Source organism: Glutamicibacter protophormiae (assembly GCF_016894325.1).
Classification (GTDB): domain Bacteria; phylum Actinomycetota; class Actinomycetes; order Actinomycetales; family Micrococcaceae; genus Glutamicibacter; species Glutamicibacter protophormiae.
Genome location: NZ_CP069806.1, coordinates 3,723,292 through 3,745,397, shown reverse-complemented (window position 1 = coordinate 3,745,397; position 22,106 = coordinate 3,723,292). Strand labels below are relative to the sequence as shown.

At 64.6% G+C, this 22,106-nt stretch carries 24 protein-coding genes; 15 read left to right on the top strand and 9 right to left on the bottom strand.

The window, feature by feature from the left end; genetic code table 11:
• Positions 1-119: 119 nt before the first annotated feature.
• Genes JQN66_RS17470 through JQN66_RS17455 form a run of 4 tightly spaced genes read left to right on the top strand, consistent with a single transcriptional unit; the run spans position 120 to position 3,924 of the window.
• Positions 120-1,046 (top strand): ATP-binding cassette domain-containing protein, encoded by a 927-nt coding sequence (locus JQN66_RS17470; protein WP_113607305.1) that lies wholly within the window; start codon positions 120-122, stop codon positions 1,044-1,046.
• Positions 1,047-1,052: 6 nt separating this feature from the next.
• Positions 1,053-1,907 (top strand): ABC transporter permease, encoded by an 855-nt coding sequence (locus tag JQN66_RS17465; RefSeq protein WP_113607306.1) that lies wholly within the window; start codon positions 1,053-1,055, stop codon positions 1,905-1,907.
• 25 nt (positions 1,908-1,932) lie between these two features.
• On the top strand, positions 1,933-3,228 hold the full coding sequence (locus tag JQN66_RS17460; protein WP_204676126.1) for a sensor histidine kinase: 1,296 nt from the start codon (positions 1,933-1,935) through the stop codon (positions 3,226-3,228).
• A gap of 3 nt (positions 3,229-3,231) precedes the next feature.
• Positions 3,232-3,924, top strand: a complete 693-nt coding sequence (locus JQN66_RS17455; RefSeq protein WP_204676125.1) for a response regulator — start codon at positions 3,232-3,234, stop codon at positions 3,922-3,924.
• Here JQN66_RS17455 and JQN66_RS17450 read toward each other — a convergent pair whose 3' ends face one another.
• The gene (locus JQN66_RS17450) at positions 3,925-4,398 is read right to left on the bottom strand and encodes a LapA family protein (protein ID WP_204676124.1); all 474 of its coding nucleotides are present in this window, start codon (positions 4,396-4,398) and stop codon (positions 3,925-3,927) included.
• 248 nt (positions 4,399-4,646) lie between these two features.
• Here JQN66_RS17450 and JQN66_RS17445 point away from each other — a divergent pair, with 248 nt between their 5' ends.
• The 3 genes from JQN66_RS17445 to JQN66_RS17435 all read left to right on the top strand — a co-directional run bounded on the left by JQN66_RS17445 (position 4,647) and on the right by JQN66_RS17435 (position 7,224).
• A complete protein-coding gene (locus tag JQN66_RS17445; RefSeq protein ID WP_239464079.1) occupies positions 4,647-5,909 on the top strand; it encodes a M18 family aminopeptidase in 1,263 nt (420 codons plus the stop codon).
• Between the two features lie 198 nt (positions 5,910-6,107).
• Positions 6,108-6,599 (top strand): helix-turn-helix domain-containing protein, encoded by a 492-nt coding sequence (locus JQN66_RS17440; protein WP_204676122.1) that lies wholly within the window; start codon positions 6,108-6,110, stop codon positions 6,597-6,599.
• Between the two features lie 76 nt (positions 6,600-6,675).
• On the top strand, positions 6,676-7,224 hold the full coding sequence (locus JQN66_RS17435; RefSeq protein ID WP_204676121.1) for an LURP-one-related/scramblase family protein: 549 nt from the start codon (positions 6,676-6,678) through the stop codon (positions 7,222-7,224).
• Here the strand turns inward: JQN66_RS17435 and lhgO are convergent.
• Complete coding sequence (lhgO, locus tag JQN66_RS17430) at positions 7,221-8,429, bottom strand: L-2-hydroxyglutarate oxidase (RefSeq protein ID WP_204676120.1); 1,209 nt, start codon at positions 8,427-8,429, stop codon at positions 7,221-7,223. The genes JQN66_RS17435 and lhgO overlap by 4 nt on opposite strands.
• A gap of 180 nt (positions 8,430-8,609) precedes the next feature.
• Here lhgO and JQN66_RS17425 point away from each other — a divergent pair, with 180 nt between their 5' ends.
• The 7 genes from JQN66_RS17425 to JQN66_RS17395 all read left to right on the top strand — a co-directional run bounded on the left by JQN66_RS17425 (position 8,610) and on the right by JQN66_RS17395 (position 14,118).
• Entirely contained in the window at positions 8,610-10,676 is a 2,067-nt protein-coding gene (locus tag JQN66_RS17425) for an acyltransferase family protein (protein WP_204676119.1), read from the top strand.
• 200 nt (positions 10,677-10,876) lie between these two features.
• Positions 10,877-11,173: a 30S ribosomal protein S6 gene (gene rpsF, locus JQN66_RS17420; protein ID WP_047120541.1), complete on the top strand. Its 297-nt coding sequence runs from the start codon at positions 10,877-10,879 to the stop codon at positions 11,171-11,173.
• Positions 11,174-11,228: 55 nt separating this feature from the next.
• Positions 11,229-11,792, top strand: coding sequence for a single-stranded DNA-binding protein (locus JQN66_RS17415; protein WP_204676118.1), 564 nt, complete (start codon positions 11,229-11,231; stop codon positions 11,790-11,792).
• 62 nt (positions 11,793-11,854) lie between these two features.
• Positions 11,855-12,094, top strand: coding sequence for a 30S ribosomal protein S18 (gene rpsR / locus JQN66_RS17410; RefSeq protein WP_013350683.1), 240 nt, complete (start codon positions 11,855-11,857; stop codon positions 12,092-12,094).
• Between the two features lie 18 nt (positions 12,095-12,112).
• A complete protein-coding gene (gene rplI, locus JQN66_RS17405) occupies positions 12,113-12,571 on the top strand; it encodes a 50S ribosomal protein L9 (RefSeq protein ID WP_188949328.1) in 459 nt (152 codons plus the stop codon).
• 126 nt (positions 12,572-12,697) lie between these two features.
• Positions 12,698-13,540 carry a bifunctional hydroxymethylpyrimidine kinase/phosphomethylpyrimidine kinase gene (locus JQN66_RS17400; RefSeq protein WP_204676117.1) on the top strand — a complete coding sequence of 281 codons (843 nt, stop codon included), beginning with the start codon at positions 12,698-12,700 and terminating at the stop codon, positions 13,538-13,540.
• Between the two features lie 260 nt (positions 13,541-13,800).
• A complete protein-coding gene (locus JQN66_RS17395) occupies positions 13,801-14,118 on the top strand; it encodes a helix-turn-helix domain-containing protein (RefSeq protein ID WP_204676116.1) in 318 nt (105 codons plus the stop codon).
• Between the two features lie 144 nt (positions 14,119-14,262).
• Here the strand turns inward: JQN66_RS17395 and JQN66_RS17390 are convergent, their stop codons facing one another.
• The 4 genes from JQN66_RS17390 to JQN66_RS17375 all read right to left on the bottom strand — a co-directional run bounded on the left by JQN66_RS17390 (position 14,263) and on the right by JQN66_RS17375 (position 16,727).
• The gene (locus tag JQN66_RS17390) at positions 14,263-14,628 is read right to left on the bottom strand and encodes an SPW repeat domain-containing protein (RefSeq protein WP_188949331.1); all 366 of its coding nucleotides are present in this window, start codon (positions 14,626-14,628) and stop codon (positions 14,263-14,265) included.
• A 265-nt stretch (positions 14,629-14,893) separates the two neighbouring features.
• Entirely contained in the window at positions 14,894-15,535 is a 642-nt protein-coding gene (locus JQN66_RS17385) for a CueP family metal-binding protein (protein WP_204676115.1), read from the bottom strand.
• Between the two features lie 14 nt (positions 15,536-15,549).
• Complete coding sequence (locus JQN66_RS17380) at positions 15,550-16,155, bottom strand: DUF305 domain-containing protein (RefSeq protein WP_204676114.1); 606 nt, start codon at positions 16,153-16,155, stop codon at positions 15,550-15,552.
• 98 nt (positions 16,156-16,253) lie between these two features.
• Positions 16,254-16,727, bottom strand: coding sequence for a hypothetical protein (locus tag JQN66_RS17375; protein ID WP_204676113.1), 474 nt, complete (start codon positions 16,725-16,727; stop codon positions 16,254-16,256).
• Between the two features lie 309 nt (positions 16,728-17,036).
• Between JQN66_RS17375 and JQN66_RS17370 the strand changes: the two genes are divergently transcribed.
• Positions 17,037-18,512: an acetyl-CoA hydrolase/transferase family protein gene (locus JQN66_RS17370; RefSeq protein ID WP_204676112.1), complete on the top strand. Its 1,476-nt coding sequence runs from the start codon at positions 17,037-17,039 to the stop codon at positions 18,510-18,512.
• A 79-nt stretch (positions 18,513-18,591) separates the two neighbouring features.
• Here JQN66_RS17370 and JQN66_RS17365 read toward each other — a convergent pair whose 3' ends face one another.
• The 3 genes from JQN66_RS17365 to JQN66_RS17355 form a co-directional block, all read right to left on the bottom strand.
• Complete coding sequence (locus tag JQN66_RS17365) at positions 18,592-19,686, bottom strand: PQQ-dependent sugar dehydrogenase (protein WP_204676111.1); 1,095 nt, start codon at positions 19,684-19,686, stop codon at positions 18,592-18,594.
• 87 nt (positions 19,687-19,773) lie between these two features.
• Positions 19,774-20,352, bottom strand: coding sequence for a dihydrofolate reductase family protein (locus JQN66_RS17360; protein WP_188949337.1), 579 nt, complete (start codon positions 20,350-20,352; stop codon positions 19,774-19,776).
• A gap of 77 nt (positions 20,353-20,429) precedes the next feature.
• Positions 20,430-22,034: an acyl--CoA ligase family protein gene (locus JQN66_RS17355; protein WP_420870939.1), complete on the bottom strand. Its 1,605-nt coding sequence runs from the start codon at positions 22,032-22,034 to the stop codon at positions 20,430-20,432.
• Positions 22,035-22,106 lie beyond the last annotated feature (72 nt).

Below are 22,106 nucleotides of genomic sequence, written 5' to 3'. Positions count from 1 at the left end.
AATGCACCCTCGGGTGCATGGAACGGCGCCGGGGCGGATGCGGATCCTCCTTTCGAGGGAGGTCCAAGATCAGCATTCCGGGCGGTTCGCCAACCCCGGCGGGTTCCTATGCTGGATATATGATCCAGGTACAGGAACTGACCAAGAACTACGGTGCAAAAACCGTGGTCGACCACGCGTCGTTCACGGTTCAACCGGGGATCGTCACCGGATTCCTCGGCCCCAACGGCGCAGGCAAATCAACTACCATGCGAATGATCGTTGGATTGGCAAACCCCACCCGCGGGCAGGTGCTCGTGAACGGGAAGAACTTCAAGTCCTCCACCCACCCGCTGACCGAGGTCGGCACCCTGTTGGAAGCCAAATCGGTCCACAAGTCGCTGACCCCGCGCTCCCACCTGAGGGCCATGGCGGCCACCGCGGGCCTGGGCAAGTCCCGGGTGGACGAGGTGCTGGAGCTGACCGGCCTGGGGCCGGTGCAGCGCAAGAAGGTCGGCGGCTTCTCCCTGGGCATGGGACAGCGCCTGGGCATCGCCACCGCCCTGCTGGGCGACCCGCAGGTGCTCATCCTCGACGAGCCGGTCAACGGACTGGACCCCGAAGGCGTGGCCTGGGTCCGCAACCTGGCCCGCCAGCAGGCGGCCGCCGGCAAAACCGTGTTCATCTCCTCTCACCTGATGAGCGAGATGGCGCAGACCGCGGACCACCTGATCGTGATCGGCAAGGGCCGGATCATGGCCGATGCCCCGATCAGCGAATTCATCGACAACGGGCTGGCCCAGACGGTGGTCCGCGCCCGGGACATCGAACTGCTGATGAACGCGCTGGCGGCCGAGGGGGTGCAGCTGCGCCGGCTGGACGCCACCACGCTGGAGGTCACCGGGCCGGAATCCGAGGACATCGGCCGCCGTGCGCTGGAAGCCGGGATCGTGCTCAGCGAACTGCGTCCGCTGCAGCGCACCCTGGAAGACGCCTACATGGAACTGACTCGCGACGCCATCGAGTACCGCTCGCAGATGTCCAACGACAATCCGGCTGGGAAGTAGGAAACCATGAGCACCGAACTTGCGGCAGCGGCCGCACCGCGCACCGGCGGAAAGGTCACCCTGAGCGGTGTGCTGCGCAGTGAAATGATCCGCTTCTTCTCCCTGAACTCCACGCGCATCCTGATCCTGGTCTCGATCGCCGTGTACGTCGGCATTGCCGCGCTCGGCGTATGGGGCGTGGGCTCCTTCATGCAGAGCGCACCGGATGCCGGGCAGATCCCTGGCACCGAAAGCATGGGCACCGCCGACTTCACCGTGGAAACCATGGCCTCCGGGCTAATGTTCTCCCAGCTGATCCTCGGCGTGCTTGGCGTGCTGCTGTTCAGCGGCGAATTCACCACCGGTTCTGCGGTGAGCACCTTCCTGGCCAGCCCGCAGCGGCTGCGCGTGCTGGCCGCCAAGATCATCGTGATCACCGGGCTGAGCGCGGTGGTGCAGCTGGTATCCACGCTGGCCGCCTACCTGGTGTGCCGCCCGCTGGCCGAGAACTACTCGCTGACCCTGGACCTGGGCGGCGAGGCGTTCCAGCGCGTGCTCTGGTACGGGGCGCTCGCCGTGGTGATGGCCTCCCTGCTGGGACTGGCGCTGGGCCTGCTGCTGCGCAACTCCGCCGGCGGCATCACCAGCCTGGTGGCGGTGTTCTTCGTGCTGCCGCTGATCGCGCAGATCCTGATGGCGGTGACCGACTGGTTCAAGGACTACGCGCGGTTCATGCCGGACCAGCTGGGGCTGGGGCTGGCCCTGCCGCTGAGCTACCCGAGCACGCTGGAAAGCTGGCAGCAGCTGGCAGGGGTGGCCGGATGGATCGTGCTCCCGCTGCTGCTGGCGGGCATCCTGCTCAAGAGCCGCGATATCAAGTAGGAACCGGAAAACTAGACTGGAAACCATGAGCAACCTTTCGCTGCAGGAGTCGGTAGCCTCCTTCGACGAACTGGCCGCCAAGCGGATGGGCCGGGTACGCAGGTACCTGAGGACCCATCCGCGTTTGGTGTCCGTCGGCGTCGTGATCTTCTACCTGCTCGGAACCCTGCCCGGGGTGCTGTTGATGGCCGACATGCCGGGCAACCACGGGCTGGTGCTGCTGCTGATCACCCTGGCCACCGCCGGCACGCTGCTGTTCCGCCGCCGGGCGCCCATGACGGTGCTGTGCATCGTGTTCGCCCTGGAATGCATCTCGATCCTGGACGTCGGCTCGGTCTACGGGGCTGAGGGCCTGGGCATGATGATCGCCCTCTACATGGTGGCCACCAGCTATTCGGCCCGGCGCTCGATTCCGCTGGCCATCCTGGCCGGCAGCTTCCAGATGGTGCTGATGGTGCTGGTCGGCTTCCCGGACATGAGCGGCATGGAGATCGACCCCTCGGACGGAATCAGCGAATCCACGCTGGCCATCGTCATCATCGGGGTGTTCGCGGCGTTCCTCATCGGCTTCTATGTCACCGCGGCCGCCATCGGCGTGTACATCCGCAACGCCCGCATCCACGAGGCCGAGCTGAACCACTGGGCCTCGCAGGTCTCGCGGCTGGCGCAGGTGCAGGAGCGCAACCGCATTGCCCGCGAGATGCACGATGTGGTGGCGCACTCGCTGTCGGTGATGATCGCGCTGGCCGAAGGCGCCCGCGTGGTGGGCCGCCGCGATCAGGAGCGCGCCGAGGAGGTGCTTGCGGAGCTGTCCGGCACCGGCCGCGCCGCGCTGGCGGACATGCGCCGGATGCTCGGCGTGCTGCGCGAGGGCGAGGGCGGGGACCTGGCCCCGCAGCCCACCTCAGGCGGCATCGAGCACCTGCTCGAGGGCTTCCGGGCCGCCGGCCTGCCGCTGACCTACACCTACGTGGGCGAGCCGCTGCCGGATGACAAGGCGTTCGCGCTGACCATCTTCCGCATCATCCAGGAGTCCTTGACCAACTCGCTGCGCTACGCGCGCAACGTCAGCGACGTCCAGGTCCGCCTGGAACGCGGCAGGCACCAGGTGCGGCTGGAGATCATGGACAACGGGGACGCCACCCGGGTGCCGAGCGTGGGCAGCGGCCGGGGCTTGCGCGGCATGCGCGAGCGCGCCGAGCTCTTCGACGGCACGGTGGACGCCGGCCCCGTGGCCAGCGGCGGCTGGATTGTGAAGGCGATGTTGCAGCTGCCCGAGTGCAGCGCGAAGAATGGTAACCAGAAAGCTGCAAAGGGGTAGGACATGGACGAAACAATCAAGGTGCTTCTGGTCGACGACCAACCCCTGCTGCGGATGGGCTTCCGCCTGATCCTCGAGGGCGAGGACGACATCCAGATCGTCGGCGAAGCGGCCGACGGGCTGGAGTCGCTGGCGCAGACCGCGGCCCTGCACCCGGACGTGGTGCTCATGGACGTGCGCATGCCCAACATGGACGGGATCGAAGCCACCGACCGCATCGCCAAGGCGCACCCGGATACCAAGATCATCATCCTGACGACTTTCGACCTGGACGAATACGCATTCTCCGGGCTGCAGGCCGGTGCCAGCGCCTTCCTGCTCAAGGACGTCGCCCCGGAGGAGCTGGTCTCCGCCGTGCGCTTGGTTGCCTCAGGCGATGCCGTGGTGGCGCCGCGCGTGACCGCCAGGCTGCTGGAGACCTATGTGCGCAACGGCGGCAAGGCGCAGACCGCCGCCACGCCGCAGCGCGACCCGCTGCTGGACGATCTGACCCCTCGGGAGCAGGAAGTGCTGCGCGCGCTCGCCGAGGGGTTGTCCAACGCGGAGATCGCCCACCGTTTCTTCCTCTCGGAAGCGACGGTGAAAACCCACGTGAGACGCATCCTGACCAAGCTGCACCTGCGCGACCGGGTGCAGGCGGTGGTCTACGCCTACGAGACCGGGCTGGTCATCCCCTCGCAGGGACTGGATTTCTAGCTACCGGCTTTTCCGCTCGGCCTTGCGCTTCTTGCGGGCCGTGGCGCGCAGCTGGATCACGCGCGCCGCCCCGATGGCCGCGACCACCAGTGCGCCGCCCAGCGCCCCGATGAACAGGGCCAGCCCCAGGCTGATTTCGCCGCGCAGCCCGAAGTACTGCACGGTCACGGGATTCTGGTTCTGCGCGATAAAAACAATCAGCAGGATCAGCAGCAGCACGCTGATGACGGTCGCCGTCCACAGCCGGGCGAGCCTGGTCGACTGGGCCCGGTCCTCGGTGTCCTGCACCGGCAGCGGAAGCAGCCCCTCGGGGTCCGGTTCCGCCGGGACGTAGGGCTCGGTGTCGACAGTTGCAGGGCCTGAACTCAGCGTGGTGCTCGGCTCAAGGTCTACTCCGGCCTCGGTCTCCGACTGCGGCTCGAGGGATTCACGGTGCTCCGGGAAATCTTCGGGCGTGCGGTTGGTCTTTGGCATGTTGTACTCGCTTTCTTGGTCGGCGTAGGCCTGATCACAGCATTTACGCCGAGCGAGGTCCACGTCAAGCCCGGTGGCGCAATTCGCGGGCATTTCCCCGGCTGGCGCGGTCCGGGCCGTGCACCGAGCCATTCCACGGCGCAGGCTACTAAGCTGGAGATAACCCGGCAGATCCCGTCGGGCAGCAGCACTTGATGACAACCGATCTCGAAAGAAGTGAGCATCCAGTCATGGCACAAGCCGCGGCAATGGCACACATTGCAGATTTGGCCGAATACGTAGCGACCTCCCCGTCGAGTTACCACGCCGCCGCGAGCGCGGCGAAGCGGCTGGATGCCGCTGGATTCACCGCGCTGGACGAAGCCGAGGCCTGGAACCTCGGGTCCGGCGCCTACTATGTGGTGCGCGACGGCGCGGTCATCGCCTGGGTGCAGCCCGAGGGCGCCACCGCCACGACCGGCTTCCACATTCTCGGCGCGCACACCGACTCGCCTGGCTTCAAGCTGAAGCCGAAGCCGACCACCGGATCCAATGGGTGGTGGCAGGCCGGGGTCGAGGTCTACGGCGGGCCGCTGCTGAACTCGTGGCTTGACCGCGAACTGGTACTCGCCGGCCGCCTGGTGCTGCGCGACGGCTCGGTGCATCTGGCGCAGACCGAGCCGCTGCTGCGCATCCCGCAGCTGGCCATCCATCTGGACCGCCAGGTCAACGACGGACTGGCCCTAGATCGCCAGACCCACACCAACCCGATTTTCGGCGCCGGCGATCTGGCCGACGCGGATATCCTGGCCGTGCTGGCCGCCTCAGCCGGCGTGGACCCGGCCCACATCGCCGGCTACGACGTGCTGACCGCCCCGGCGCAGCACGGCGAGGTGTTCGGGGAAGGCAAGAACTTCTTCGCCTCCTCGCGCCTGGACAACCTGTCCTCGGTGCACGCGGGCCTGATCGCGCTGACCGACTATGCGCGCAAGCCCGAGGGTCGACGCATCGCCATGTTGGCGGCATTCGACCACGAGGAACTGGGCTCCGAGTCGCGTTCGGGCGCCAGCGGCCCGTTCCTGGAGGAACTGCTGGCGCGCATCCAGGCTTCGCTGGGCGCCTCGGTGGAGGACACCGCCCGCGCGCTGGCCAACTCCGTATGCCTGTCGGCCGACGCCGGCCATGCAGTGCACCCGAATTACGCCGAGCGCCACGACCCGGCGAACCGCCCGCAGGTCAACGCCGGCCCGCTGCTGAAGATCAACGCCAACCAGCGCTACGCCACCGATGCCGTGGGCGCCGCCGCATTTGCCGGTTGGTGCGAAGCCGCCGGGGTACCCTACCAGGAGTTCGTCTCCAACAACCGGGTTCCCTGCGGCTCGACCATCGGTCCGCTGACCGCGACCCGCATCGGCATCCGCACCGTCGATGTGGGCGTGGCGCTGCTGTCCATGCACTCGGCTCGCGAGATGTGCGGCGTGGACGACCCGTGGTACCTGTCCAAGGTGGCCCGCGTCTTCTTCGGCGAGTAGCGGCATCCAGACCGCGGCAGGACTCCCGTCCATGGAATCCTGCCGCGGCAGGCACCGCCAGGATCTATGCCCTTTGAGGAATATAGTGGGAGTTGGGGTCTGTCGGACCGCTCTTCCGTGCCATGTCGCGGTGCTGTCGGGTAGTTGTCGGGTCGAAGTCGTGGTGCTGTCGGGCCGAGTATGGCTAGGGTGACTGGCATGAATGAATCACGAATTGCAGAAATTCGCCGTTCCAAGGGCTGGACGCAGGAACGGCTGGCGGCCCAAAGCTCGGTCACAGTCCGGACGATCCAGCGGCTCGAAGCCGGGCAGGACGCCAACATGGACACCCTCTCCAGGATCGCCGCCGCCCTCCAGGTGCCGGTGGGCGAGCTGTTTGCCAGTGTCCAGACTCCGCAGTTCCAGGCATCCGTCGACGGCCTGGAGCAACGGATGGCCCAGCAACAGGAGCAGCGCGATTCCTATACCAAGGGCGTGGTGCTGATCTATCGAGGCGTGGGCATCGTGCTGGTTTTCGCCACGGTGGTCCTTGCCTTCTCGATGAACTGGGGCTGGTTCAGCTGGCTGGTGATCCCGGTGTACTGGGGTGCCGGGCGGCTGGTGCTGGAAGCGGTCTTCCGGCTGGCACTGGATCCGAAGCTCGACGAGCGGTACCCGCTATCCAAGGCCGACCGCGGCATCCTTGGCTGACTCGCAGCGAACCGCGCGAGGTCAAACGGTCCCGATTGGCCTGTGGCGGCCAAGTGCTGATGGCATAATCGCTGGCATGACGATCTTCGAACCGGACGTGCTGGTCATCCAACAGACCAAGAACCTTATGAAGAACGATTTTGCGATCCTGGACGGCGAGGGGATGCAGGTCGCCCACGTGGAGACCGGAGGAAGCGCACTGGGTCGCATGTTCGCCGGTTCCCGGCAGCTGACGGTGTTCGACGGCCCGGGCAATCCGGTCCTCCAGGTCAAGGACACCATGACCCTGGGGCGTGAACGCATGGAGATCCTGGACGGCCAAGGCCGCCCGGTCGCCAGCCTGGTTAAACGGATCACCATGTTCAAGACCCGGGTGACCGTGGAATTCCAGGGTGAACAGATCGATCTGATCGGCGATCTCTGGGACTTCGAGTTCCAGATCAGCGCACCGGACGGAGTCATCGCGACGGTGTCGCGCAACTGGTCTGGCCTGGGCAACGCCTTGATGGGCAAATCCACCTACTCGGTGCGGTTCGCCCCGAATATCAGGGCAGGCCATCGTTTGGTGGGCATCGGCTCGGTGCTCGCCCTGGACCTGATCCGGGAGAAGCAAAAGCGCGACTAGGCGATGCTCTTGCGCGCCAGCGAATCCACGATGTATTCGGCGATGGCCAGCGAGCTCGTGGCGCCGGGGGACGGGGCGTTGCGGATATGCGTGGCATGTTCGCGGTAGTCGATGGCGAAATCATCAAGCAGCTTGCCATCGGCGTCCATGGCCTGGGCGCGGATGCCGCGGGTTAGCCGGGTTGCCTTGGCTCCCTCCAGGGAGGGAGCATACTTGGCGGCTTCCTTCAAGAAGAACTGCTCCGAGATCACTGTGCGGGCTTCACGCACCGCGGTCGGCATGTTCCGGGCGGCGAACTTCCAAAAGCCGGTGTTGGCCAGAACTTCGCCGAGGTCCTTGAAATCCAGGCCAAGTCCCCGGTACTTTTCCCGCGACAGCGAGAGGAATGCATTGGGCCCCACCATCATCTGTCCATCCACCCGCTTGGTCAGGTGGACACCGAGGAACGGGTATTTCGGATCCGGCACTGGATAGACCAGCCCGTTGAGGATGGTGCGGTAGCTTTCCTCCAGTTGGAAATATTGCCCGAAGAACGGCACCACGCTCGGCTGGGCACTGGCGCCGGAACCACGTGCCAGGCGGTCGGACTGGGAACCTGCGCAGACGATGACGTGATCCGCGCGAATCTGCCCTGTACTGGTGTGCAGGCGGACCCCGGTGGCCAGTTCCTCGATGCGCTCGACAGTGCAGCCGAATCGTACGTCGCCGCCCGCCAGGCGGACTTCGTCAATCAGCGCATCGGTCACCGCGGCATAGCTGATGATCGCCGTACCGGGGGAGTGCAGCGCCATGCGCCCCGTAGCGTTGGGTTCAATGGCCTTGATGCCGTCCGGGCCGAGCATGGAGATCCCGGGTACCCCGTTGGCCTGTGCCCGTTCGAAGATGTTCTCCAACCGCTGTTCTTCCTCGGGGTCCAGTGCAACCACGAGTTTTCCGCATTCCTCATAGGGAAGGGAGCGGGACACCGCAAGTTCCTTGAGCAATTCGACTCCGCGGCGGCACAGCTTGGCCTTCAGGCCCCCTGGCTCGTAATACAGGCCAGCGTGGACCACGCCCGAGTTGTGTCCAGTCTGGTGCGCGGCCGCGCTGTGTTCCTTTTCCACGATAGTGATGCTTGCCTCGGGGTATCTGGTCAGCAGTTCGCGGGATACAGCGGCGCCGATAATCCCGGCGCCTACCACTGCAAACGACTTGGTTTGGGGCATTGCATGTCCTTACGTCGGGTGGCGCGGAAAATCAACGGAACATCAGGCAACGCTACCGACGAATGACTCGCGAAACAATTGAATTACGCCCGCTCTTCCAGTCATTTCAAACCGTCCGTTTCTGGGCCCGTTGATTGGTGCTCACCGGATGTTTACCCGGGGCTGGTTCGATCAATCATTATGAGTTCGTTTGCCGCCCCGATCAGAAATTTCCGACCCGAGATCCAGGCGTTGCGCGCCCTGGCGGTCCTGCTGGTGGTGATCTATCATCTGGAGCCGCGGATCCTGCCGGGAGGATATATCGGGGTGGATATCTTCCTGGTTATCTCGGGTTTCCTGATCACCTCCCATCTGCTGCGCGAAGCCGAACGCACCGGCCGCATGGACTTGCTCTCCTTCTACGCCGGGAGGGTTCGGCGAATCCTTCCAGCGGCATTGCTGGTCATCGTGGTGGTAGTGGCGGGTGCGCTGCTGATCCTGCCCAGCACCATGTGGAAGTCGCTCGGAATTCAGGCTGTGGCTTCGGCTCTTTCGGTGCAGAACTGGGTGCTGGCGGCTTCGTCGGTGGACTATCTTGCGGCGGAGGAGGCGCCGAGCGCACTGCAGCATTTTTGGTCCTTGGGAGTTGAAGAGCAGTTCTACGTGTTCTGGCCCTTGCTGGTTGTAGCCGCCTATGCCGGCATATGTCGCCGCTGGACCACCCGTGCACTGTGGATCGGCTTTTCCGCGACAGCGCTGGCTTCGCTGGCCTATTCGGCCTACCTGGGTTTCACCGGGGATCCCAGCGGCTATTTCGTCACCACCACCCGTGTCTGGGAGCTGGCGGCCGGTGGATTGCTGGCATTGGTGGCCGCGCGGCGAGCACGCTCCGGGCAGAGAATTCTGGAAGGGATCCCCGCAGTGCTGCGCAACGTCCTGGTTCTTTTCGCCCTGGCCGCGCTTGCCGGTGCGGCGTTTACCTACAGCGGCGCCACCGCTTTTCCCGGCATTGCCGCCTTGGTCCCGGTCCTGGCCACCGTCCTGATCATCTCTGCGGAGCGCACCGAAGGACGGCTTTCGCTGCATCCGGTGGTCGACAGCGGCCCGATCCAATGGGTCGGAGCGGTGTCCTACTCCCTGTACCTGTGGCATTGGCCGTTGATCGTTTTCGCCACCCAGCTCATGGGCGGCGATCCCGGCCCGCTGGAATCCGTGGGGCTGCTCGCCTTGTCGCTGCTGCTGGCGCAGCTCAGCTTCCGCTATGTCGAGAATCCGGTGCGCCGCTGGCCAGCGCTGTCGCGCGGGGCCGGCCGCACAGTGCTGGCCGGGGCTGCCGCCGTGGGGCTTGTCGCAACGCTGGGGTTCGTCCCGCAGCAGGCGCAGTCCGCCCTTGCCGAGAAGCAGAACGAGCAAGCCGCCGAGCTGACCCGCAATCCTCCTCCCGGTTTCGGCGCCGCCTCGCTGGCCCAAGGGGCGCCGGCCTATCTGGGAGAGAACCGGCAGATCGTTCCCATGCTCAGTGAAGCCAGCGGTGATTCCCCGCAGATCGGCGATTGTGTGCAAAAGCCCCAGTCCGAGGAATCCAAGGAATGCGAATTCGGCAACACGTCAGCCCAGACCACCATTGCGCTGGTCGGCGATTCGCACGCCACGCACTGGTATCAGGCGGTGCAGGCGCTGGTTGATGCCAACGACTGGAAGCTGGTCACCTATCTGAAAGACTCCTGCCCTTTCTCCACGGCCCAGCGCACTGCCGAGGCGGACGGATCGATTTCCTGCAGCGAGGCCAACACGGAGACCGCGCGGCGGCTGGCCGAACGCGGCGACATCGACGTGGTGCTGACCGCCAATTGGGCTGAACCGGCTTACACTTCGGACCCGGCACGAGGTTTCGCCGAGGCCTGGTCCGAGCTCGAAGATGCCGGGATCAACGTCATCTCGCTGGTTGACACACCTCGCCCGGCGCTCAAGGGCTACGCCAGGGATTGCTTGGCGGAGAATCCCGGGGATCCGCAGCGGTGTGCGACCCCGCGGGCCAAGGCGCTTCCGCCCGGGGACGTCACTAAAGAAGCCGGCAGGCTGGAACCGCGGGTGCAGGTCCTGGACCTCACCGATGAATTCTGCACCAGCGAAGATTGCCCTGCGCTCGTGGGCAACGTTCTGGTGTACCGGGACAAGCACCATGTCTCGGATACGTATATGCGCACCGTGGCCCCGGAGTTCATCGAGCGGATCCAGCCGCTGATCGACCGGGATCTGGGGAACTAGGACGTTGCCGGTAAACCCTGGAATGACACCCATTTCATGATCTGCGACACCATGACTACTGCATGACGGCTCCCCTCGGGTAAGCTTGGAAGGTCTGTGCTACCGCATGCCCGAAACTTGGGTGTGTCCGGCTCAGGCAACGCAAGAACCTCCTGTTGCGGAAATGCCGCGACCGTTTAGCCCAAAGGAGGTGGGTTCACATGCGTGCTTATGAACTTATGGTCCTCATCGATCCAGAGGTCGATGACCGCACCGTAGAGCCAACCATCGAGAAGTACCTCGAGGTTGTTCGCTCCCACGGTGGCACCATCGACAAGGTTGATGTCTGGGGTCGTCGCAAGATGGCTTACGAGATCAAGAAGAAGGCAGAAGCCACCTACATCGTGGTGAACTACACCGCAGATCCAGCTACTTCGGCTGAGCTTGAGCGTCAGCTGAAGATCAACGAACTGATCCTGCGCCACAAGGTCACCCGTCCGGAAGAGGCTCGCGTTTAATTACGCAAGTACTTCCGTCGTAGGACAAACGTTCAAACTTTTCTAAGGAGAGTCAATGGCAGGCGAGACTGTTATTACCGTTATCGGAAACCTGACCGCCGATCCGGAGCTGCGTTTTACGCCGTCCGGTTCAGCCGTAGCGAACTTCACGATCGCTTCGACTCCTCGCACCTTTGACCGCCAGACCAATGAATGGAAGGACGGGGAAGCCCTGTTCTTGCGTGCATCGGTATGGCGCGAGGCTGCAGAGAACGTTGCAGAAACGCTGACCAAGGGCATGCGCGTCATCGCCCAGGGTCGTTTACGCTCGCGTTCTTACGACACCAAGGAAGGCGAACGTCGCACCGTTATGGAGCTCGAAGTCGATGAAATCGGCCCGTCGCTCCGCTTTGCGTCCGCCAAGGTAACCCGCACCCAGCGCTCCGGCGGTGGCGGCGGCGGATTTGGCGGTGGAGGCTTCTCCAACGCACCACAGCAAAATGCACCACAGCAGCAGCCGCAGCAACAGCAGCCGCAGCAGGGTGGCGGCTGGAACGCTCCAGCCAACGACCCGTGGAGCACTGGCGGAAACAACGGTGGCGGCTGGGGCAACCCGGGCAACGACGAACCGCCTTTCTAACCACAATTTATTCACCATCCCGCAGAAGAATCTGCGGGCTCCAAAACTAAAGGAGCTCCACGATGGCTAAGGCTGAAATCCGTAAGCCCAAACCAAAGTCCAACCCCTTGAAGGCCGCTGACATCACCGTCATCGACTACAAGGACACCGCATTGCTGCGCAAGTTCATCTCCGACCGCGGCAAGATCCGCGCTCGTCGTGTGACCGGCGTTTCCGTGCAGGAACAGCGCAAGATCGCACAGGCAATCAAGAACGCACGTGAAGTTGCCCTGCTGCCTTACTCCGGCGCTGGCCGAGGCTAAGGAAGAAGGGATAGCAAAATGGCAAAGATCATTCTGACTCACGAAGTATCCGGTCTCGGTGCTGCTGGCGATATTGTCGAGGTAAAGAACGGCTACGCCCGTAACTACCTGCTGCCACGCGGTTTCGCAATCGTCTGGACCCAGGGCGGTGAGAAGCAGGTTGATTCCATCAAGGCTGCTCGCGCTGCTCGCGCCGTTGCAAACCTTGAGGAAGCTCAGGCTCTTGCAGCATCGCTGAAGTCCCAGCCGGTCAAGGTTACCGTCAAGGCTGGCTCCAACGGCCGCCTGTTCGGCACCGTGAAGACCGCAGACATTGCTGCTGCTGTTGCAAACGCTGGTCTGGGCAAGATCGACAAGCGCAACATTGAGGTCAGCGACCACATCAAGTCGACTGGCAACTACACCGCAACCGTTCGCATTCACGAGGACGTCGTTGCAAACCTGCGCCTGCAGGTTGTTGCTGCTGCAAAGAAGTAAGTCTTCTAGACCTGCTTTCTGTTCAACGGGTGGCGCACTCTCCGCAAGGGGAGTGCGCCACCCGTTGGCGTTTAATCGAAACACTCCGAATGAGCGTCATGGGTCCTCTCCCGTTAAGATATGGGTGTGGAACAACTGGATGAGAACAGCGCCTTGTCGCGGGAACGCTGGGAACTGGATTCCCGCCCGGTGGATGTCATCGCCATCGGCTCCCAGGTGGTTTACGGCACGGTCGGCCTGAGCGCTTCGGTGCCGGTGTTGACGGAGCGCGGCCTGAAGGTCGCGGCGCTGCCCACCGCCATGCTCAGCAACCTGCCGCACTACCCGCAGGTACATGCCGCCGATCTGTCGGGTCCGTGGGTTGCGGACGCGCTGCATGACCTGACCGCGCTCGGCATCGCAGATGAGGTCTCCACCGTCTACACCGGGTACTTCGCCGGGCCGGCCCAGGTAATCGCCGTAGCCGGCTGGCTTCGCGTGCTGCTGGAACGCCGCCCGCAGCTGCGCGTCGTCGTCGACCCCACGCTTGGGGACTACGACGTGGGCGCCTACACCGATCCCGAGGTGGCTTCGGCCCTGCGCAAGGAGCTGCTCCCGCTGGCGACCGGGATCGTTCCGAACCTCTTTGAACTGCAGCACCTGCTTGAAAGTTCCCCGGAGCGCGACCAGCCCGTCGACCAGATCATCAAGGACGCGCGCCGACTGCTGCCCGGACGCTGCCAATGGGTGGTTGCCACCGGCCTGGACGGACAGGACAGGCAACACGGTGAGGATCTCGTGGTGACAGCAGACGAGGTCGCCGCCATCGGCTACGAGCGCCTGGACGTGCGCGTCAAGGGAACCGGGGACGTCATGGCCGCCTCGATCGTGGCAGGGCTGCATCAAGGTCTGGACATCGCCGATTCCGTGGAACAAGCCGGAACCGCGGTACGCCGGCGGCTCGAAGCACGCCGAATCGGTCGCATTTAGAAACACGACGGACACGCCCGCAGATCATCCTGCCCAACCGCCGAAGCCAGCAGCCGACGTATCCTCCCCTGCGCCCGCGTCAGCAGCGTTGTTGGTTGGGGCGTTAGGAAACCTTGTGTTGGCCGCCCGCGCAGCTTGGCTCCCGAACCGCAAGTCGCGTTCATGCTGTAGCCCCCGCGCCGCAATCTTCGGGCAACTTGCCGAACCTACACTGGCTTTAGGTTGGCAGATGTTCGATCATTCGAGGGAGAACAGCACACATGGGATTCGGTTTCCTTGATCCGCGCGAACTATCGGCGCAACAACGACAGGACCTAGAAGTCCATCGCCGCCAGCATGAAGCTCGAACCCAGAAATCTTCAAAGGAAAATTCACTGGCACAACTTCGCGAACTTGCAGGCTTGAGTACCAAGGAGCTCGCCGGGAAACTCAAGACCAGCACCGACCGGGTGCAGAAGCTTGAGTCGGGAGACCTGGACCGCATCCAGCTGGCCACCCTGCGCCGGCATGCGGAAGCCATCGGCTGCCATCTGGAACTCCGCTACATCGCAGAGGGCGCCCACGCAGCATTTAGCTGAGTGGTTGCTTGAGGGTATCCCTGAGCTCGATGCCGCTTTCACCGCTGAAGGCGCCTGAACTCGTGACGAACCATTGCCTGGGCTCGGGATCGTAATTCATCCGGAGCCCAGGCAATGCGAATTCACAGATCGTATGCGTGGAATCTAGTGCGCGGTGCTCGATCCCCCTGTTGCATGGCGCATTTCCATGGCCGGGGCCAGAGCCATCAAGCCGGCGGCGACACCAACGGCACCGCAGATCCACGACACCCAAGTGCTCATGGAATAGCTGGTGAACTGTCCCATCCACGGTGATGCGAAGAGCAGCGCACCGGAAATGGCAAGTGCCCATTCCATCGAAACGAGACGCGGCATCGCAACGCTCCACACTGCGGTGACGACCATCAGCAAACCGAAGACCATCATCAGCGTCATGGATGTTGTTGTTCCATTGAGCCAGATGGATGCGATTGCGGCATAGAGACCTGCCACGACACCGACCCAGTCTTGCCACCGAGTCCATTTCTTCATTTGAATCCGACCTCCAACATGAGATTTCAGAGGGCCCCCGACGGGAGTCACCTTAAATGTAGGAGCGCCCCCATGGCCGGTCAACGGCTATTCGGGGACAAAACGGTAACGGCCAGATTTCCTTAGGAGCTTGGTGATTTTCGCGCCACGCGAGCCCGTAATGCGCCCGAACTCGGGCATGAAACCGCATATTTGGGGTTCTTGCCCACACCAGTTCGGCACCGCAGCGCCCTGCGGTGCCGAATCTGGCCATGGGGATCCGGCCCTAGGCGACCTGCATGGTCGTCAGGCAGGTGGCGTCCTCGGACCCTGCCGTGGAGATGGACTGCATCGAGGTTTTGCCATCGGCGGTGATCGTCAGTTCACCGGTGACCCCGCTGGGGAGCCAGAGGCCGACGAACCCATTGTCATTGGTTGCCAGCTTCTTGCCGTCCAGAACCTTTGTGCCATCGTTTGTCGTGAAATCGACGATGACGTCAGCATTCTGCAGCTCCCCGAGGCAGGTGGTGAGACTGTGGAAGTGGCAGTCGTGGGTCTGGCTCTCGTAGGGAGCGACGGAAAGGTAGAACTTGTCCTCGGGCAGCTGCATGGCGGCCTGGCGACCGGCCTCGTCGCTGAGCACCAGCTGGCCCGGCCGGACAGAGGCCATCAGGTTGGCGGGGCGCTCGGTGACCGGCAGTTGCTCCAGCTGGTCGATGATCTGCGCCGCGTCCAATCCCTGGAGCCCGAACTGCTCAAGCAGTTCGCCTGAATCTGCGGAGGATTCGGCACCGGACTGGGCCACCGGAGCAGGGGATGGGGACGGTGCCTGTGAGCAGCCGCTGAGCACCATGGCGAGCATGGCCAGCGGGGCGGTGAGCCGCACCGCTTGGCGGCTCCAGGCGCTTGGTTTCTCGGTGGAGTTCATTGTTTCCTTCGGACTTAGTGTGTGGAGAGCAGGTCATTCATCTGCTCAATTTCTGCGGTCTGGGAGTCAACGATGCGTTGGGCCATGTCCTTGGCTTGGGCGAAACGTCCTTCTGAGAGCTCTTGTTCTGCCATCTCGACGGCGCCTTCGTGGTGGGCGATCATCTGCTCCAGGTACAGTGTGGTGCCTTCATCCGCTTCGGCCTGGCGCAGCTTCTCCAGATTCTCTTCACTGACCATTCCGTCATCCTCGCCCATCGAATGGGGCTGTTCCGACGGGACATTCCACTGTTCCTGCCAGGTTCGCAGCGTCTCGATTTCCGGGCTCTGCGCATCCTTGATGTCCTGCGCGAGCTGCTGGATTTCCGGAGCGAGTCCCCGCTTGGACAGCAGGATGTCGCTCATCTCAATGGCCTGTTCATGGTGCACCACCATCATCGAGGTGAACATCTTGTCGGCCTCGTTCTGCGCGGCGTCCACGGACGCGTCGGAAGGCGAGGTGGTGCCCATGTCGTGGGTCGAATGCTCCGCCGGGTTGTTCGGTTCCGGCGCGGAGCAGCCTGCCAGGGCCAGTACTGCCGCCGCCCCGAGGGCGCTGAGGGTCAGAGGGGTGGACTTCATGGAAGATCTCCTGTGTGCTGTCGATGGCGCGCAAATCACGCCGGTTTGCCGGGGTGCGGCCAGGGGATCAGCGCTGAGCCGCTGGCCGCCACCGGTCATCACGTTCGACTAATACACAGGCTGATCAGGCTCGGCGCGCGCAGCACGCTCCAGCTTGCCCAGGAGCGGCGCGGCCCGGCTCGCGACGGGAAGCCCCGGCGAACCAGTACGCTGCCGCGGCGGGGCAGTAGCAGGAAAAAGTGGATGAACGCGAGCACGCATCCGGCGGCGGCCGCCTGTGCGCCCTGCTCATCGCAGTCGGTGCAGGCCAGCGCGTTCGGCTGGTCGACAAGATGCTGGCTGCCCGTGGCGACGAGCCCCGAACCCTGCAACAGGGGTCCCGCCGCGTGCCCATGGGCGGTCTTGGCGGGGGTCACGGCGCCAGTGCTGGAGGCATGCTCGTTGTGCAGGTTCATCCCGTGCATTAAGAGCAGGCCGACAATCAGCAGCAACGCAAGAAACAAGGCACGCGGCAACAGGCCCAGCACCGCGCAGATGCGGTGCCGGGGTGCGGCGGCTCGTGCTGTAGTCATCTCCACCCAACCTAGCCACCGAGTCTGTCAATGGACTTAGAACGTGGTTGAAACTGCAATGCGCGTGGTGTTCGGGAGAATATTAGTCGCAGAAGGTGAATTTCCGGTGACCGGTTATCGCAAACTCTGGACAGGTCACCGCTTTGCCCCTGCTTTATTCGGCATAGAGCCTAGAAGCTGGCCCCGAAGGGTCGAAAGCAACACTAGAGTATTAGGTTGAGATACTCGTTACAGACGTGGATCACAAAGAAGTGAGAAAGGGCTATTTTGCACCAGCGTATTCACCATCGCGCCTTCACCGAACGACTGATGAGCGCAGAACAGGCTGCCACTTTCGTTAAGCCAGGCATGACCGTGGCCATGAGCGGCTTCACCGGCGCCGGCTACCCGAAAGCCGTGCCGGGCGCTTTGGCAAAGCTCATCGGCGACGAGCACGATGCCGGCCGAGACTTCAAGATCAACGTTCTGACCGGTGCCTCCACCGCTCCGGAACTGGACGGCGTGCTGGCCAAGGCCGAGGGCATGAACCTCCGTCTTCCGTACATGTCCGACCCGGAGCTCCGCCGCCGCATCAACGAAGGCAACATGGAGTACATGGACATCCACCTGTCCCATGTCGCCCAGCACGCCTGGTTCGGCTTCTACGGCAAGATCGACCTGGCCATCGTCGAGGTTGTCGGCGTGACCGCCGAGGGCGATCTGATCCCTTCCTCCTCCGTGGGCAACAACAAGACCTGGCTGGAGATGGCCGACAAGGTCATCATCGAGGTCAACTCCCAGCAGTCTTCTGCCATGGACGGCATGCACGACATCTACTACGGCACCGCGCTGCCTCCGCACCGCAAGCCGATCGACCTGACCACCGTGCGCGACCGCATCGGCCAGAAGTACCTGGACGTCGACGTGAACAAGATCGTCGCCGTGGTGGAAACCGACGCCCCGGACCGCCTGAGCCCGTTCGCCCCGGTGGATGCCACCAGCGAGAAGATCGCAGACCACCTGCTCGGCTTCCTCGACTACGAGATCCGCGCCGGCCGCCTGAGCGAGAAGCTGCTGCCGCTGCAGTCCGGCGTGGGCAACATCGCCAATGCCGTGCTCGCGGGCCTGTCGCGCGGAGGCTACAGGGGCCTGACCGCCTACACCGAGGTCATCCAGGACGGCATGCTGGAGCTGATCAAGGACGGCACCATCGAGTTCGCCTCCGCCACCAGTTTCTCGCTGTCCGAGGCCGGCATCGCCGAGTTCAACAAGAACGTGGACCACTACCGCGACCGCATCCTGCTGCGCGCCCAGGAAATCTCCAACCACCCGGAGATCATCCGACGCCTGGGCTGCATTGCCCTGAACGGCATGATCGAGGCCGACATCTACGGCAACGTGAACTCCACCAACGTGCTCGGCTCGCACGTCATGAACGGCATCGGCGGCTCGGGCGACTTCGCCCGCAACGGCTACCTGTCGGTGTTCATGTCCCCGTCCACCGCCAAGGACGGCAAGATCTCGGGCATCGTTCCGTTCGCCTCGCATGTGGACCACACCGAGCACGACACCATGATCCTGATTACCGAGCAGGGCCTGGCCGACCTGCGCGGCCTGTCGCCGAAGCAGCGTGCCCAGACGATCATCGACAACTGCGCGCACCCGGATTACCGTCCGCTGCTGCAGGACTACTTCGACCGCGCCCGCAAGGAAAGCTACGGCAAGCACACCCCGCACCTGCTGGGCGAGGCCTTGTCCTGGCACCAGCGTTACCAGGAGACCGGGGACATGCGCCCGGCCCGGTAGCCTCCGGCACCAGCCGCATGCGGTTCGCCAACGGCCGGCATTCCCCTTCGCGGGGGAGTGCCGGCCGTTGGCGTCTGCGCTACCCCATGCCGGGTGCCGGGATCTCCAGGAGCCGGTCATCTCCCGGAGCTGGGTTCCCGCGCCCGTCGGTGTTGTTGGTCAGCAGCAGCAGGTTTCCGCCGGCTCCCGGGACGACGTCGCGCAGGCGTCCGAGCTCGCCGGTGAACAGCTCCCGCTGCCGTGCCGGGTCCGCCAGGTCCACCGCGCGAAGCCGCTGCCCGCGCAGGTTGGCCAGGTAGAGCTCCGAGTCGATGATGGCGATGCCGCTGGGGCTGGCCTGGTCGGTGGGCCACTGGGCGATCGGGTCGGTGAAGCCCTGCGTGCCGGCGCCGCCCTCCACCTCAGGCCAGCCGTAGTTGCCGCCCGCGGTGATCTTGTTCAATTCGTCCCAGGTATTCTGCCCGAACTCGCTGGCGTACATGGTGCCGTCAGCGTCCCAGGCCAGTCCCTGCACGTTGCGGTGGCCGTAGCTGTAGACATACGACCCCGGGAACGGGTTGTCTGCCGGGACGCCGCCAGCCGCTTCCAGCCGCAGGATCTTGCCTCCCAGGCTGCCCGGGTCCTGCGCGCTGTCCGGCCGCCCGGCGTCCCCGACGCTGGCGTACAGCATGCCGTCCGGCCCGAAGGCCAGCCGCCCGCCGTTGTGGTTGGATGCGGCCGGAAGCCCGTCCAGCAGCGTCCGGGGCTCGGACAGGGTGTAGCTTCCCGCGGACCCGGCCAGGGTGAACCGCTGGATCCGGTTGCCTTCAGGGCCCGTGGAATACGCATAGAGCCGGTTCGGGGCCTTGAAGGCCAGGCCGAGCAGCCCGCCCTCGCCGCCGAAATCCACGTCGGGCAGCCGGCCGACCTCGCGCACATCTCCGTCATCGAGGACCTCCACGATGCGTCCGGAATCCCGTTCGCTGACCAGCAGTGCATCGCCGGTATCCGCCACGGACCACGGGGCGTCCAGTTCAGCGGCCAGCGTCCGCAGGGTGCCGCTCTGGGCGGTATCCTCCCCAATGGGGGCGTCGCCGGTCGGCGCCTCGCTGGTCGACACTGGACCGGTCGGTGCAGGATCGTTGGGAATCGAGCAGGAGGCCAACGCCAGCGCCCCGGCCGTCAGCAGTCCCATAACGTGCAGGGCCCGCGTGGACCGCGTAGGAGGCGGTGCTGCCCCTTCCGATGCCACCTGGATCTCCTCCTTGCAGGCCCGGCGCGGCTAGCCGTGCCGGGTCGGGCGGTAGGTGAGTTCCTGGATGCTGCCATCCAGCAGCCGGGAGTCGACCAGTTCCAAATCGTAGTCGTCCACCCCGGCGAAGACCGGCGAGGCGCCGCTGCGCCCGGTGAGCACCGGGAACACGGTGACCTGGATGAAATCCACCAACCCGGCGGCCAGCAGCGAATGGTTCATCGCCAGGGATCCATGGGAGCGCAGCGGCACGGGCGATTCGGCCTTGAGCCGGGCCACCACCGCCAGCGCGTCCTCGCGCTCCAGCACCGCGTCGGGCCAGGCAAGCGGCTCGGCCAGGGTGGTGGAGACGACCGTGGCGGGCTGCTCGTGCATGGCGACGCCCCAAGGGTCCTCAACCTCCGGGTTCTCCGCGATCTCGCTCCAGAAACGCTCGAAGAGCCGGAAGGTGTTTGCGCCGTAGACCATGCGGCATGCCGGGGTGTACAGCTGCAGCCGGCGCTCGAGCAGTTCCGGGCCCTGCTTGCCCCAGTAGCCGCCCCAGTCGCCTCCCGCGCTGCCGAAGCCGTCCAAGGAACTGAACACGTCGAAGGTATAGGTTGCGGACATGGCGGACCTCCCGGAGCGGGTTTTTGGTGCGCCCACTCTACGCCGATGCCGTGCGGCGCGGAAGCCTGCGGGGAAAGTTATCCGGCGGCCTCTTCCAGCGCCTGTGCGCGCAGCACGTTCTTCTGCACCTTCCCGGTGGAGGTGCGCGGCAGATCCTGCGGGAAGACGATGGTGCGCGGCACCTTGTACCCGGCCAAGCGCTCGCGGGCGAAACTGATCAGCCCCTCGGCATCCAGCTCGGAGCCGCTGGTGCGGATCACATAGGCGACCGGGCGCTCGCCCCACTTTTCGTCCTGCACGCCGACCACTGCCAGGTCCAGCACTTCGGGGTGCGCGGCCAGCGCCTGCTCGACCTCGATGGTGGAGATGTTCTCCCCGCCGGAGATGATGATGTCCTTGGCGCGGTCGCGGACCTGGATGTAGCCGTCCGGGTGCATCACACCCAGATCCCCGGTGTGGAACCAGCCGCCGGCGAACGCCTGCTCGGTGGCCTGCGGGTCGCGGTAGTAGCCGATCATCACGTTGTTGCCGCGCAGCACGATTTCGCCCATGCTTTCCCCGTCCGCGGGCACGTCGTTCATGTCCAGATCCACCACGCGCGCGGATTCGGCGGTGATCATGCCCACGCCTTGGCGCGAGAGCCGCTCGGCGCGCTCGGCCGGAGCCAGCTCGTCCCAGGCATCCTGGTATTCGCAGATCGTGTACGGTCCGTAGACCTCGGTCAGTCCGTAGACATGGACCACCTCGATGCCAAGGTTCTGCAGCTTGGAGATGATGGCCGGCGATGGCGGGGCCCCGGCGGTGGTGATGCGCAGCGGTTCGTCCAGCTCGTGGGCGCGGGAAGCATCGGCGATGATGGAGCAAACGGTCGGGGCGCCGCACAGGTGGGTGGTGCCCAAGTTCTCGATGGCGTCCCATACCGAGTCCTCGCGCACCGCGCGCAGACACAGGTGGGTGCCGCCGGCGGCGGTGACCGCCCACGGGGTGCACCAGCCGTTGCAGTGGAACATCGGCAGGGTCCACAGGTAGCGAGTCGCGGAGTTCATGCCCTGGTGCATGGCCTCGCCCAGCGAGTTCAGGTAGCTGCCGCGGTGCGAATACAGCACCCCCTTGGGCTTGCCGGTGGTGCCCGAGGTGTAGTTCAGCGTGATCGGTGCGCGCTCGTCCTCGACGGAATAGGGCAGCTTCGCATCGCTGGCCTCCGCCAGCAGCTCGTCGAGCACCGCGTCCACCGCCACGTCGGGGCGCTGCCCGGTGAACTGGTCGTCGGTGAGCTCGATCAGCGCCTGCAAGGTGGGGTTCTCGGCGCGCAGCATCTTGGTGTTGCCCAGCAGCTCGGTGTCGGCGAAGAGCAGCTTGGCCTCGGAGTGGTCCATGATGTACTGCAGCTCGTGGGCGGACAGGCGGGTGTTCAGCGCGATCAACACACCCCCGGCCAGCGGTACGGCGTAGTGGGCCATGAGCATTTCGGGGGTGTTCGGAGCCAATACGGCCACGCGGTCACCGGGATTGATGCGTTCGCGGATGACCTGGGCGAAACGGTGGATCCGGGCTTCGAGTTCCGCATAGGTGTAGCTTCGGGTTCCGTGCAGGACAGCCTGCTTGGACGGGTAGACCTCGGCGGAGCGCTCCAGGAAGCGCAGCGGAGTCAGCTCGGAGTGGTTAGCGTGAGTCATGGCCATGGGGGTGACGTCCTTTGATCTCTGTACCTGTCACGTTGCACCGCCCGCGATCTTGTGAGCTGGCGCACGTCC